Below are 12,746 nucleotides of genomic sequence, written 5' to 3' on the forward strand. Positions count from 1 at the left end.
GTATCAGCACCGAGTTGGCGGAACCGGCCACGTCCAGTTCCACCCGCACCCAGCCCGGCCGGCGCCACAGCAGCGGCTCCACGATCCGCACGGTCTGCACGCGGCCGGGCGGCACCGTCTCGTGCGCGCGGTCGAGCAGCCCGTGGTCGATGCGCAGCCCGTCCGGCGACTCGCTCACCGTCCAGTCGAACTCGGTGACGAAGCGGCCCGCGCTGCGCGCGCCGGCCGCGCCGAGCAGGGGCAGGGCGGTGGCGAGGACCGTCCACACGTTGTGGGTGGCGAGCCACAGCACGGTGGGCACGACGAGCGCGCCGAGCAGCGAGACCCACGTGGCCCCCGTCAGCACCAGGGAGCCCGCGAGCGCCCCTGGGGGCACGTGCAGCAGTACGCGCGCGGGTGCCTCGCCCACCCCGGCCGCCGTCTCGGGCGTGAAACCCGCCGCGCGCGCGAGCAGCTCCGCGCGCAGGGCGCGCGCCTCCCGCTCGCCCAGGAACGCCAGCTCGTCCTTGTCGTCGGCGCCGACGACATCGATGCGCAGCTTCGCGACGCCCGCCACGCGCGCGAGGAGGGGACGGGAGACGTCCACGGCCTGGATGCGCTCCAGCCGGATGTGCGCGGTGCGCCGGAACAGCAGGCCCGTACGGATGCGCAGTTCGGTCCCGGTGACCGCGAAGTGCGTGAACCACCAGGACAGGAAGCCGTAGAGCCCGGCCACCGGCACCACCACGGCGGCTCCCAGCAGCAGCATGCCACCGGTCAGCCGGACCAGCTGCTCCTGCGCGCCGCCCGGGTCGTGCACCGCCCAGCCGGCCAGCACGGCGAGCGGCGCCCACGCCCGGCGGAAGGGCGTCACCGGATGCAGCCGGCGCTCGGCGACGGGCGGCTGCCGCGGTATGCCACCGTCCGGTATGCCTCCCTCTTGTAGCCCGCCGTCCAGGCTGTCGCTGTCCACCGGTATGTCGCTGTCTACCGGTATGCCGCCGTCCAAGCCGCCACCGTCCGCCGGTATGCCACCGTCCGCGCCGCCGCCGTCCGTGCCGCCGGCGTGGCCGCGGGGTGTCACAGGCCCGCCGATCGTGCCTCGCCCAGCTGGGTGAGCCGGTCGCGCAGGCGTTCCGCCTCGGCCGGGTCCAGGCCGGGGACGGTCGCGTCGGTCGCGGCGGCGGCCGTGTGCAGCTGCACGGTGGCCAGCCCGAAGCGCCGCTCCAGGGGCCCGGAGGTCACCTCCACCAGCTGCATCCGCCCGTACGGCACGACCGTCTCCTCGCGCCACAGGACACCGCGGCTGATCAGCAGGTCGTCGGCGCGCTCGGCGTACCGCCACGAGCGCCAGTTGCGCTCCAGCAGGCGCCAGCACCAGGCGGCGCACATCAGGGGCAGCAGTGCCCAGGCCGCCCACGAGGGCCCCACGAGCAGCCCCAGCAGCAGCCCCGTGGCGAGCGCCAGCACCCCTGCCCACACCGCCAGCAGCATCCGGCGCACGCGCAGCAGGCCGGGCCGCAGCCCCCGCCACACCGGCTCGCCCGCCGCCGTTCCCGCATCTTCCCGGCTCCCCGTTTCCATGGGGCCAGCGTACGTAAGGGAAACTGGGGTCATGACCCCTACGGCGGAGACCACGGTCGGGATCGGCGGCGCGGCGGAGAGCACCGACATGGTGCTCAACATCGGGCCCCAGCACCCGTCCACGCACGGTGTGCTGCGGCTCAGGCTGGTGCTGGACGGGGAGCGCATCGTGCGCGCGGAGCCGGTGATCGGCTACATGCACCGCGGCGCCGAGAAACTCTTCGAGGCCCGCGACTACCGGCAGATCATCATGCTCGCCAACCGCCACGACTGGCTGTCGGCGTTCTCCAACGAGCTGGGCGTGGTCCTCGCCGTGGAGCGGATGCTCGGCATGGAGGTCCCCGAACGGGCGGTGTGGACGCGCACCCTGCTCGCCGAGCTGAACCGGGTGCTGAACCACCTGATGTTCCTCGGCTCCTACCCGCTGGAGCTGGGCGGGATCACCCCGGTGTTCTACGCGTTCCGGGAGCGCGAGGTGATCCAGAACGTGATGGAGGAGGTCTCCGGCGGACGCGTGCACTACATGTTCAACCGCGTCGGCGGCCTCAAGGAGGACCTGCCCGCCGGATGGGCCGCACGCGCGCGTGCGGCCGTCGCCGCCGTGCGCTCGCGCATGGACGTCTTCGACGACCTGGTGCTCGGCAACGAGATCTTCCGGGGGCGCACGCGCGGGGTCGGGGCGCTGGCGCCCGAGACGGTGCACGCCTACGGCGTGAGCGGGCCCGTGGCGCGCGGCTCGGGCGTCGACTTCGACCTGCGCCGCGACGAGCCGTACCTGGCCTACGGCGACCTCCAGGACGTCCTGAAGGTCGTCACCCGCGCCGAGGGCGACTGCCTCGCCCGCTTCGAGGTCCTGCTGGAGCAGACCCACAACGCGCTGGACCTCGCCGACGCCTGCCTGGACCGGCTCGCGGAGCTGCCGCCCGGGCCGGTCAACCAGCGGCTGCCCAAGGTGCTGAAGGCACCCGAGGGGCACACGTACGCGTGGACGGAGAACCCGCTCGGCCTCAACGGCTACTACCTCGTCAGCAAGGGCGAGAAGACCCCGTACCGGCTGAAGCTGCGCTCCGCGTCGTACAACAACATCCAGGTGCTGACCGAGCTGCTGCCGGGGACGCTGGTGGCGGACATGGTGGCGATCCTGGGGTCGATGTTCTTCGTGGTCGGTGACATCGACAAGTAGGCCGCCCGGGGCCCACCGGTCAGCGGGGCCCGCCCGGGTCCAGGAGGTCCGGGATGCCGACCGGCTGGAGCAGCCACCCGAAGTCGCCGAGGCCGCCCGGGGCGGTCAGCTCGGCGGCCTCGCCGGCGCTCGCCAGGGCGCGCACGTAGGCGGCGGGGTCCGTGGAAGCCAGTGCGAGCGGGGGGCGTGCGCCGGTGATGTCCAGGGCGCGCAGCGCGGCGCGTTGCGTGAGCAGGCGCGCGTCGCCCGGCTCGCGCGCCGCTCCGCCGGTCCTCCGCGCCGTGCGGGGCAGCGCCCGCTCCGGCCGGGCGGACCCGGGCGCCGCCGCGCACGCGTCCAGGGCGACGTGTGCCGTGATGTCACAGGACCCGTCCGGCACGGGCGTCGTCCCGCGCCCCTCCCGGAAACCGGTGAGCGTCCCGAACGGGGGGCGCGTGCGCACGGTGTGCGCGTAGTCCACGGCCACCGCGAGCCCGGCGGCCACCCGGTCCACGGCCGACGCCCAGGCCCGGTCCCGGGGCAGCCCGATCTCCGCCCGCAGCCCCTCCTCGGCCGGCAGCGGCCACCAGCGTGCGAGCCAGTCGGCGTCCGGGCCCGTCACGGGCCCACCGAGCCGCTCGGAGCCGTCCGCCGCGACCAGCACCAGCCGGGGCACGCCGGCGCGGTCCACCTCGGCGACGTCCACGGGTACGTTGTCCAGCCACTCGTTGGCGAACAGCAGCCCGGTGACCGCCTCCGGGAGGTCGTGCCGCCAGGTGACACGGGGGTCCAGGCCGGCCGGGCGGCCGGCGATCTCGACGGCGTACGCACGCGCGCGGGCCGCCACCCCGGGCGGCAGGGCGGCGAGCACCCCGGTGACCAGTTCCCCCCGCCCTGCGCCCAGGTCGACGAAGTCCAGCACCGCGGGCCGCCCCAGGGCCTCGTCGACCCGGCACAGCAGCCGGGCCACGGCCCGCGCGAACAGCGGGGAGGCGTGCACGGACGTACGGAAGTGGCCCGCCGGGCCCTCGGGGCGCCGGTAGAAGCCCCCGGGCCCGTACAGCGCCGCCTCGGCCGCCGCGCGCCAGCCGCGCGGGCCGCGATCCTCGCGCGGGTCCTGTGCCGTCGTCCCGTCCGTCTCGTCCGCCACCGCAACAGACTAGGCGCACAGATGATCAGGTTCTCCACCTTGCGGAGTACACGCGCCGGGCCCGGATCGGCCCTCCGGTTGACCCCTGCGCACCTCCGGTTTACCTACTCTGGGTTACGTGCAGCGCCTCTATGACTTCCTCCGCCGCCACCCGACCTGGGTCGACGCCTTCTGGGCCGTCGCCCTGTTCGGGCTGTCCGGCGTAAGCGTGGTCAACCTCGACGGGGTGCAAGGTCACCACGGAACGCTCGTCGTGGGGATGGCCGTGTCCGCCGTCCTGTGTGCCGTCGTGGCGCTGCGCCGCCGTCTCCCGGAGCCCATGCTGCTGGTCGCCCTGGTGACCGGGCTGGCCCAGCTGGTGCTGGACGTCGAGACGACCGTCGCCGACTTCGCCCTGCTGGTGATCACCTACACGGTGGCGGCGGTCGGTGAGCGCTGGGCCTCCCGGCTCGCGCTCGTCGGCAGCCTCTGTGCGGCGGCCCTCGCCCAGATCCGCTGGCCGGCCCAGCACACCGGCTTCCTCGGGCAGATCGCCATAGTGGTCTTCCAGACGGTGCCCTTCGCCCTGGCCTGGGTGCTCGGCGACTCCATGCGCACCCGGCGCGCGTACTTCGCCCAGCTGGAGGAGCGCGCGACGCGGCTGGAGAAGGAGCGCGAGGCCCAGTCGAAGGTCGCGGTCGCCGCCGAGCGCGCCCGGATCGCGCGCGAGCTGCACGACGTCGTCGCCCACAACGTGTCCGTGATGGTGGTGCAGGCCGACGGCGCCGCGTACGTCATGGACGCCGCGCCCGACCAGGCCCGGAAGGCACTGGAGACGATCTCGTCCACCGGCCGCCAGGCCCTGGCCGAGATGCGCCGTCTGCTGGGCGTGCTGCGCACCGGGGAGCACCAGGAGAGCGGCGAGTACGTGCCGCAGCCCGACGTCGAGCAGATCGACGACCTGGTCGAGCAGTGCCGCACCTCCGGCCTGCCCGTCGATTTCCGGGTGGAGGGGACCCCGCGCCCGCTGCCCAGCGGGGTGGAGCTGACCGCGTACCGGATCGTGCAGGAGGCGCTCACCAACACCCGCAAGCACGGCGGGCCCCACGCGGGCGCGAGCGTCCGGCTGGTCTACTTCGACGACGGTCTCGGCCTGCTGGTCGAGGACGACGGCAAGGGCGCCCCGCACGAGCTGTACGAGGAGGGCGGTGCGGACGGGCAGGGACACGGCCTGATCGGCATGCGCGAGCGGGTCGGCATGGTCGGTGGCACGCTGGACGCCGGCCCGCGCCCGGGCGGAGGATTCCGGATCAGCGCCCTGCTGCCGCTGAAACCGGCGCACTGAAGACACGGAAGAGGACCCGATGACGATCCGCGTGATGCTCGTCGACGACCAGGTGCTGCTGCGCACCGGGTTCCGGATGGTGCTCGCCGCCCAGCCGGACATGGAGGTCGTCGCGGAGGCGGGCGACGGCGTGGAGGCCCTCCAGGTGCTGCGGTCCGCCGCCGTGGACGTCGTCCTGATGGACGTCCGCATGCCGAAGCTGGACGGTGTGGAGGCCACGCGGCGGATCTGCTCGGAGCCGGACGCGCCGAAGGTGCTCATCCTGACCACGTTCGACCTGGACGAGTACGCGTTCTCGGGCCTGAGGGCGGGCGCCTCCGGCTTCATGCTCAAGGACGTGCCGCCCGGCGACCTGCTGGCGGCCATCCGTGCCGTGCACAGCGGTGACGCGGTCGTGGCGCCCTCCACCACCAGGCGCCTGCTGGACCGCTTCGCGCCGCTGCTGCCCTCCGCCGGGAACGCCCCCCGGCACAAGGAGGTGGAGCGGCTCACCGAGCGGGAACGCGAGGTGATGCTGCTGGTCGCGCAGGGCCTGTCCAACGGTGAGATCGCGGCCCGGCTGGTGCTCAGCGAGGCGACGGTGAAGACCCACGTGGGCCGCATCCTGACCAAGCTCGGCCTGCGCGACCGCGTACAGGTGGTCGTCCTGGCGTACGAGACGGGCCTGGTGCGCGCGGGCGGCCACGGCTGACGCCGTCCCACCGGGCGGGGCCTCAGCGCAGGACGCCCTCGATGAAGTCGCTGCCCAGCCGGGCCACCGCCGACAGGTCCAGCTGGTGCTGGATGTACCGGCCGCGGCGGCAGCCGCTGATCAGGCCCGCCTTCTTGAGCACCGTCAGGTGCCGGGATATCTCGGGCGCCGACATGCCGTGCGCGTCGGCCAGCTCGCTCGTGGTGTGCGGGGCCCGCGCGAGATGCCGGCACAGCCGCATCCGCACCGGGTGGGCCAGCGCCTCCATGCGGCGGGTGAGCTGTTCCACCGAGGGGGCCTGCGCACGCGTGCCGCTCGCCGGGTAGGTGATCGAGGGCTGCCAGCCGTACCGGTGCAGGACCATCACGTGCGGCCAGCCGAGGCTGGTCGGCACCAGCACCAGGCGGCCGTCGCCGGTGGCGGCATGGCCCACCAGCAGCTTGTCGACCGTGATGAGCCCGGCCTCCTCGTCCAGCGAGATCGCCCCGGACAGGGACGCCAGGGCCTCCCCGAGCCCCTTGCGGCGCAGCAGGTCCGTCCTGTGCCGGGCGTCCGCGGCCAGCTGGGGACGGACGCGGGCCCAGGCCTCGGCGAAGAAGGCCTCGTCGCAGTCGAGCATCAGCTGCCGGAACCAGGCGCGGACGACCGGGGGATCGGTCAGCAGGCGGCGTGTGAACCGCTCCTGGACGGCGCCGCGCGCGGCGGCCAGCTCCAGGGAGCGCCGGCGCAGCCGCGGGTCGTCCAGCGGGCCCGGTTCCTTCAGGTCGTAGCGCAGCTGGCAGGTGAACTCCAGGGCGGCGTTGACGAACTGCTCGTCCGTCAGCGTGTCCAGCTGGTCCAGCTCCTCGGCGAGCGTCGCCCCGGGGAGCGCGTGGCCGCCCGGAATGCCGGCGAACGGCGCGAAGACGTCCGAGAAGGTCGTGCGCCACAGGAAGTCCGCCTCGCACAGCCGGTCCGCCAGGCAGGGGTCCAGCCGGGAGGAGACGGCGGTGGCCCAGCCCCGCAGGTCCGGGTGGTGGCCGGGTTCGCTGAGCGCGTGCAGCGCCATCCCCAGCTCGGCGAGGGGAGAGGGCACGACGCAGACCCTCGCCCACCTCTCGGCCGCGTTCGGGCCGAAGGCGTCCCCGTCGGTGGCCAGCCCGGTGATGTCGATGGTCACGCTCATGCCCCCATCGTGCACCGCGCCACTGACAGCGCCCCGTCGGATTGACGGCAACCGTCAATCCACGGGACATCGGTCCGGGGCCGGAGCAGTCTGACGACACCAGAGCAGCCGCGGAACCCGATCGGTCACCGAGCGGTCGACGACCGTCCGATGACCCGTCGGCGAGCAGTCGGTAATTGCCTCCACCCACGCATCCCGAGAAGGCGGTCCGCCATGAGCATCACCCAGCAGTACCTCCTGGACAGCTACCGCGCCCGTCTGCACGGCGAGCCCGGACCGCCCGCGCCGGGCCGCGGCGAACTCGGTCTGATCCGCGAACTGAGCGACCACCGGCGCTTCAGCGCGGTCGTCGCCGAGCGCCCGGCGCACGGACGGCTGCGCAGCGCCCTGGACCGCTGGCTGCGTCCGCGCGCGCTCTGACCCACGCGCCGCACCGGCTCTCCCCGCCCGCTACGGCAGCCGCGCCACGAACTCCGCGACCGCCGCTCGCACGTCCTGCGCCGTCCACCCCAGGCCGGCCTCGTCGACAGTGACCTCCGTGAACGCGAGCCCGGGACCGGCCGGTTCCCAGCCGCCGGCGAACAGCAGCACCGAGGTCTCCTCGGCCTGACGCACCGCCGTCTTTGCCGCTATGTCCGCGTCGTACGGCAGCCAGACCTGGAACTGGTGGATATGCGGGTCCTCCGGGTGGACGCGCGACCAGGGCAGCCCCGCGGCCGCGAACCCCTCGCGCAGCGCGGCGGCCACCACGCGCGCGTGGCGCACGTACTCGGGCAGCCGCGGCAGCTTCCGGTCGAGGCCGGCGAGCGCCGACAGCACGGTCGGGAACTGCTGCACGATCATCCCGCCGTACCGGTGCCGCCAGGCCCTGGCCTCCTCGATCAGTGTCCGCGGGCCGGCGACGGCGGCGCCGCCGAATGCGCCGAGGGACTTGTAGAACGACACGTAGACCGTGTCGGCGAGGCCGGCGATCTCCGCGAGCGGGCGGCCGAAGTGGACGGTGGACTCCCACAGGCGCGCGCCGTCGAAGTGCACCACCGCGTCGCGCTCCCGCGCCGCCTCGACGACCTGCGTCAGCTCCTCCCAGGTGGGCAGCACGAAGCCCGCATCCCTGAGGGGCAGTTCCAGCATGAGTGTGCCGAAGGGCTCTTCGAAGTCGCGTACCTCGTCGGCCGTGGGCAGCCGGGGCTCGGTGGTCACCTGGACCGGACGCAGACCGCTCACCTCGCGGAAGGCGTTCCGTTCGTGCCGTTCCGGATGGGCGAGCGGATGCAGGGCGACCGTGGGCGAACCGGTGCGGGCGGCCCAGCAGCGCAGGGCGACCTGCTGGGCCATCGTGCCGGTCGGGAAGAACGCGGCGGCCTCCGTGCCGAGCAGGGCGGCGACCCGCTCCTCCAGGTGCGTGACGATCCGGTCGCCGTAGACGTCGGCCGGCTCGTCCAGGTCGTAGACCTCGGGGGCCGTCTCCATCAGGTACGCCAGCCGTTCGCCGATCGTGTCCCGCAGGCCGGGACGCGACAGCACCCGTGCCGTCCGGTGGACGGCCGCCCGCCGCTGCCGCACCGACCGTTCCTCGCCCTGCTCCGCCGCATCGTCCATGCGCGCGATGATGCCGTGCCGCACGCGCGCGGGCACCCCGTTTTCACCGCCGCCGGCCGGCGCGGCGGCGTGGAGTGACCCACAGCCTGTGGACAACCGGCCGCCGTTCGCCGGATAGCGTTAACATGACGAGAAATCGTCCGGTACCCAGAGCGGACTGGAACGGGAAGGCCGCCGTCGCGTGAGTACAGTCCACCAGCCAGACCTCAGGGACCGCCCCGCGCGGCTCACCGTCGGCGTCGTCGGCGCCGGCCGCGTGGGCCCCGCGCTGGCCGCGTCCCTCCAGCTCGCCGGGCACCGCCCGGTGGCCGTCTCGGGAGTCTCCGACGCCTCCCGCAGACGCGCCGGGGCCCTGCTCCCGGACGTGCCCCTGGTGCCGCCCGCCGAGGTCCTCCGGCGCGCCGACCTGGTGCTGCTCACGGTCCCCGACGACGCCCTGCCCGGCCTGGTCGCGGGCCTGGCCGAGACCGGCGCGGTACGGCCGGGGCAGCTGCTCGTGCACACCTCCGGGCGGTACGGCGCGAAGGTGCTCGACCCGGCCCTGCGCGCGGGCGCCCTGCCGCTGGCCCTGCACCCGGCGATGACCTTCACCGGCACGCCCGTGGACGTCCAGCGCCTCGCGGGCTGTTCCTTCGGTGTCACCGCCCCCGAGCAGCTGCGGCTGGCCGCCGAGGCCCTGGTGATCGAGATGGGCGGCGAGCCGGAGTGGATCAGCGAGGAGAACCGCCCGCTCTACCACGCGGCCCTGGCCCTCGGCGCCAACCACCTGGTGACCCTGGTCGCGCAGTCCATGGAGCTGCTGCGCACCGCCGGCGTGGCGGCGCCCGACCGGATGCTCGGCCCGCTGCTCGGCGCCGCCCTGGACAACGCCCTGCGCTCCGGTGACGCGGCCCTGACCGGGCCCGTCGCGCGCGGGGACGCCGGCACGGTCGCCGCGCACGTCACCGAGCTGCGCAAGCACGCCCCGCAGGCGGTGGCGGGCTACCTGGCGATGGCCCGGGCGACGGCCGACCGGGCCCTGGCCCACGGTCTGCTCAAGCCGGAACTGGCAGAGGACCTCCTCGGGGTACTCGCAGACGGCAGCGCTGGAGCCCCTGGAGTCCCCGGAGCCCCCGCAGCGCCGGGGAGCCCCGGGCCGGGCGGCACCGGCGGCCCGGACGGCCCCAGAGATACTGACGGCGCCGACGGGACTGGCGGCTCCGACAGCTCCGGAGGCATAAGAGGCTCCGACGGGACTGACGGCACTGACGGCACTGACGGCACCGGAGGCTCCGACGGCTCCGGAGGCACTGACGGCACCGGAGGCCCGGACGGCACCGGAGGCTCCGGCGGGACGAACGGCTCCGACGGCTCGACCGGCATCGAGGGGAACGACCGATGACCACCGCCCTGCTCAGCACCGCCGGAGAGCTGCACGCGCGGGTGCGCCGCGGTCGTCGTGCCGTCGTGATGACCATGGGTGCCCTGCACGAGGGCCACGCGACCCTGATCCGCACCGCGCGCGAGATCGCCGGCCCGGACGGCGAGGTCGTCGTCACGGTGTTCGTGAACCCGTTGCAGTTCGGCGCCGGCGAGGACCTCGACCGCTACCCCCGCACCCTCGACGCCGACCTCGCGCTGGCCGGGCGGTCCGGCGCCGACGCCGTGTTCGCGCCCTCCGTGGACGAGGTCTACCCGGGCGGCGAACCCCAGGTGCGTGTCTCCGCCGGCCCCATGGGCGAGCGGCTGGAGGGCGGTTCGCGGCCCGGGCACTTCGACGGCATGCTCACCGTCGTCGCCAAGCTGCTGCACCTCACCCGCCCCGACGTCGCCCTGTTCGGGCAGAAGGACGCCCAGCAGCTGGCCCTGATCCGGCGCATGGTGCGCGACCTGAACTTCGGCGTCGACATCGTCGCCGTACCGACCGTGCGGGAGGAGGACGGGCTCGCCCTCTCCAGCCGCAACCGCTACCTCTCGCCGCCGGAGCGCCGTACCGCGCTCACGCTGTCCCGCGCCCTGTTCGCCGGCCGGGACCGGCACGCGGCGCAGGAGGCGCTGTGCGCGCGGGCCCGGGAAGTGCCCTCCACGCACGCGCGTGCCGAGGCGCTGAGCGCCCTGGGCGAGTCGCGTGCGGCGGCCGACGCCCACGCGGTGGCCACGGCCGCGCCCGGCGGCCCGGCGGCCGTCCGTGCCGCCGCCCGCCAGGTCCTGGACGACGCCGCGCGCCTCGAACCGCCGCTCCGGCTGGACTACCTCGCGCTGGTCGATCCCGCCGACTTCACGGAGATCGCCGACGACTTCACCGGCGAGGCCGTCCTCGCCGTCGCCGCCCGGGTCGGCACCACCCGGCTGATCGACAACCTCCCCCTCACCTTCGGAGCCGCCTCGTGACCAGCACAGGCATACGACTGCACGCACCCGCGCCCGGCTGGGCCGTCGCCGCGGACGTGGTCGTCGTCGGCTCCGGAGTGGCCGGCCTGACCGCGGCGCTGCGCTGCGAGGCCGCCGGGCTCAGCACGGTCGTCGTCACCAAGGCCCGCCTGGACGACGGCTCGACCCGCTGGGCGCAGGGCGGCATCGCCGCCGCCCTGGGCGAGGGCGACACCCCCGACCAGCACCTCCAGGACACCCTCGTGGCGGGCGCGGGCCTGTGCGACGAGGAGGCCGTACGGATCCTCGTCACCGAGGGCCCCGACGCGGTACGGCGGCTCATCGACACCGGCGCCCACTTCGACGAGTCCGCCGAGGGGAGGCTGGAACTCACCCGCGAGGGCGGCCACCACCGCCGCCGCATCGCGCACGCGGGCGGCGACGCGACCGGCGCGGAGATCTCCCGGGCGCTCGTGGAGGCCGTCCGCGCGCGCGGGCTGCGTACCGTCGAGAACGCGCTGGTACTGGACCTGCTGACCGACGCCGAGGGCCGCACGGCCGGCGTCACCCTGCACGTGATGGGCGAGGGCCAGCACGACGGCGTGGGCGCCGTGCACGCCCCCGCGGTGGTCCTCGCGACCGGCGGCATGGGCCAGGTGTTCTCCGCGACCACCAACCCGTCGGTGTCGACCGGTGACGGCGTGGCGCTGGCGCTGCGCGCGGGCGCGGAGGTCAGCGACCTGGAGTTCGTGCAGTTCCACCCGACCGTGCTGTTCCTCGGCACGGACGCCGAGGGCCAGCAGCCGCTGGTCTCCGAGGCGGTCCGCGGCGAGGGCGCCCACCTGGTCGACGGCGACGGCGTGCGCTTCATGGTGGGGCAGCACGAACTGGCCGAACTGGCCCCCCGGGACATCGTCGCCAAGGGCATCACGCGGCGGATGCAGGAGCAGGACGCCGAGCACATGTTCCTCGACGCCCGGCACTTCGGCGCCGAGATGTGGGAACACCGCTTCCCGACCATCCTGGCCGCCTGCCGGGCCAACGGCATCGACCCGGTCACCGAGCCCATCCCGATCGCCCCGGCCGCCCACTACGCCTCCGGAGGCGTCCGCACCGACGCCCACGGCCGGACGACCGTGCCCGGCCTGTACGCGTGCGGCGAGGTCGCGTGCACCGGCGTGCACGGCGCCAACCGGCTCGCCTCCAACTCGCTGCTCGAAGGGCTCGTGTACGCCGAGCGGATCGCCGCCGACATCGCCGCCGCACACGCGGACGACGGCCTGCGCGCCCGGCTGCCCGCACCGGTCCCGCACCCCGGCAGGCCCGCGCACCCGCTGCTCGCCCCGGAGAGCCGGTTCGCGATCCAGCGGATCATGACCGGCGGCGCCGGCGTGCTGCGCTCGCAGGAGTCCCTGGCCCGGGCCGCGGACCAGCTCCAGCACCTGCACAGCGAGGCCCGGGACGCCCTGGAGGAGAACGGCAAGACCGCCGAGCCCGGCGTGGACACCTGGGAGGCGACGAACCTTCTGTGCGTGGCCCGGGTCCTGGTCGCCGCGGCCCTGCTGCGCGAGGAGACCCGCGGCTGCCACTGGCGCGAGGACCGGCCCGAGCGCGACGACACCACCTGGCGGCGCCACATCGTCGTACGGCTCAATCCGGACCGGTCGCTGGCCGTACGCACCACCGCCACCGCAGACTTCCCCCCGATCCGGCCCGACCAGCGTCCACAGGAGCAGTGACAGA

12 protein-coding genes are annotated in these 12,746 nt (G+C 74.6%); 7 read left to right on the plus strand and 5 right to left on the minus strand.

Features of this window, described 5'->3' with window-relative positions; genetic code table 11:
- Together ABZ117_RS31280 and ABZ117_RS31285 are read right to left on the minus strand one after the other, a co-directional pair.
- On the minus strand, positions 1-937 hold a 937-nt coding region (locus ABZ117_RS31280; RefSeq protein WP_356825717.1), incomplete at its 3' end, for a PH domain-containing protein.
- 122 nt (positions 938-1,059) lie between these two features.
- Positions 1,060-1,563, minus strand: coding sequence for a PH domain-containing protein (locus tag ABZ117_RS31285; RefSeq protein WP_356825630.1), 504 nt, complete (start codon positions 1,561-1,563; stop codon positions 1,060-1,062).
- Between the two features lie 31 nt (positions 1,564-1,594).
- Between ABZ117_RS31285 and ABZ117_RS31290 the strand changes: the two genes are divergently transcribed.
- Complete coding sequence (locus tag ABZ117_RS31290; protein WP_356825632.1) at positions 1,595-2,746, plus strand: NADH-quinone oxidoreductase subunit D; 1,152 nt, start codon at positions 1,595-1,597, stop codon at positions 2,744-2,746.
- 19 nt (positions 2,747-2,765) lie between these two features.
- On the opposite strand, the gene ABZ117_RS31295 is transcribed toward ABZ117_RS31290, so the two are convergent.
- Positions 2,766-3,875: an SAM-dependent methyltransferase gene (locus ABZ117_RS31295; RefSeq protein ID WP_356825634.1), complete on the minus strand. Its 1,110-nt coding sequence runs from the start codon at positions 3,873-3,875 to the stop codon at positions 2,766-2,768.
- A gap of 118 nt (positions 3,876-3,993) precedes the next feature.
- Between ABZ117_RS31295 and ABZ117_RS31300 the strand changes: the two genes are divergently transcribed.
- Both ABZ117_RS31300 and ABZ117_RS31305 read left to right on the plus strand, forming a co-directional pair.
- Positions 3,994-5,199, plus strand: a complete 1,206-nt coding sequence (locus ABZ117_RS31300) for a sensor histidine kinase (RefSeq protein WP_356825636.1) — start codon at positions 3,994-3,996, stop codon at positions 5,197-5,199.
- A gap of 19 nt (positions 5,200-5,218) precedes the next feature.
- Complete coding sequence (locus tag ABZ117_RS31305) at positions 5,219-5,890, plus strand: response regulator transcription factor (protein WP_356825638.1); 672 nt, start codon at positions 5,219-5,221, stop codon at positions 5,888-5,890.
- Positions 5,891-5,912: 22 nt separating this feature from the next.
- On the opposite strand, the gene ABZ117_RS31310 is transcribed toward ABZ117_RS31305, so the two are convergent.
- Entirely contained in the window at positions 5,913-7,055 is a 1,143-nt protein-coding gene (locus tag ABZ117_RS31310; protein WP_356825640.1) for a DUF5937 family protein, read from the minus strand.
- Positions 7,056-7,268: 213 nt separating this feature from the next.
- On the opposite strand from ABZ117_RS31310, the gene ABZ117_RS31315 reads away from it, so the two are divergent.
- Entirely contained in the window at positions 7,269-7,475 is a 207-nt protein-coding gene (locus ABZ117_RS31315; protein WP_356825642.1) for a hypothetical protein, read from the plus strand.
- A 30-nt stretch (positions 7,476-7,505) separates the two neighbouring features.
- On the opposite strand, the gene ABZ117_RS31320 is transcribed toward ABZ117_RS31315, so the two are convergent.
- Positions 7,506-8,654 carry a beta-eliminating lyase-related protein gene (locus ABZ117_RS31320; protein ID WP_356825644.1) on the minus strand — a complete coding sequence of 383 codons (1,149 nt, stop codon included), beginning with the start codon at positions 8,652-8,654 and terminating at the stop codon, positions 7,506-7,508.
- Between the two features lie 181 nt (positions 8,655-8,835).
- Between ABZ117_RS31320 and ABZ117_RS31325 the strand changes: the two genes are divergently transcribed.
- Genes ABZ117_RS31325 through ABZ117_RS31335 form a run of 3 tightly spaced genes read left to right on the plus strand, consistent with a single transcriptional unit; the run spans position 8,836 to position 12,742 of the window.
- A complete protein-coding gene (locus ABZ117_RS31325) occupies positions 8,836-10,035 on the plus strand; it encodes a DUF2520 domain-containing protein (protein ID WP_356825646.1) in 1,200 nt (399 codons plus the stop codon).
- Positions 10,032-11,024 carry a pantoate--beta-alanine ligase gene (panC, locus tag ABZ117_RS31330; protein WP_356825648.1) on the plus strand — a complete coding sequence of 331 codons (993 nt, stop codon included), beginning with the start codon at positions 10,032-10,034 and terminating at the stop codon, positions 11,022-11,024. The genes ABZ117_RS31325 and panC overlap by 4 nt, the downstream gene beginning before the upstream one ends.
- Positions 11,021-12,742, plus strand: coding sequence for an L-aspartate oxidase (locus ABZ117_RS31335; RefSeq protein WP_356825650.1), 1,722 nt, complete (start codon positions 11,021-11,023; stop codon positions 12,740-12,742). Before panC ends, ABZ117_RS31335 begins: the two co-directional genes overlap by 4 nt.
- Positions 12,743-12,746 lie beyond the last annotated feature (4 nt).

Source organism: Streptomyces sp. NPDC006309 (genome assembly GCF_040613095.1).
Lineage (GTDB): Bacteria > Actinomycetota > Actinomycetes > Streptomycetales > Streptomycetaceae > Streptomyces.

Coding starts and splice junctions, on each gene's coding strand:
- ABZ117_RS31285 (WP_356825630.1), bottom strand. CDS start 1,563: ATGGAAACGGGGAGCCGGGAAGATGCGGGAACGGCGGCGGGCGAGCCG.
- ABZ117_RS31290 (WP_356825632.1), top strand. CDS start 1,595: ATGACCCCTACGGCGGAGACCACGGTCGGGATCGGCGGCGCGGCGGAG.
- ABZ117_RS31305 (WP_356825638.1), top strand. CDS start 5,219: ATGACGATCCGCGTGATGCTCGTCGACGACCAGGTGCTGCTGCGCACC.
- ABZ117_RS31310 (WP_356825640.1), bottom strand. CDS start 7,055: ATGAGCGTGACCATCGACATCACCGGGCTGGCCACCGACGGGGACGCC.
- ABZ117_RS31315 (WP_356825642.1), top strand. CDS start 7,269: ATGAGCATCACCCAGCAGTACCTCCTGGACAGCTACCGCGCCCGTCTG.
- ABZ117_RS31320 (WP_356825644.1), bottom strand. CDS start 8,654: ATGGACGATGCGGCGGAGCAGGGCGAGGAACGGTCGGTGCGGCAGCGG.
- panC (WP_356825648.1), top strand. CDS start 10,032: ATGACCACCGCCCTGCTCAGCACCGCCGGAGAGCTGCACGCGCGGGTG.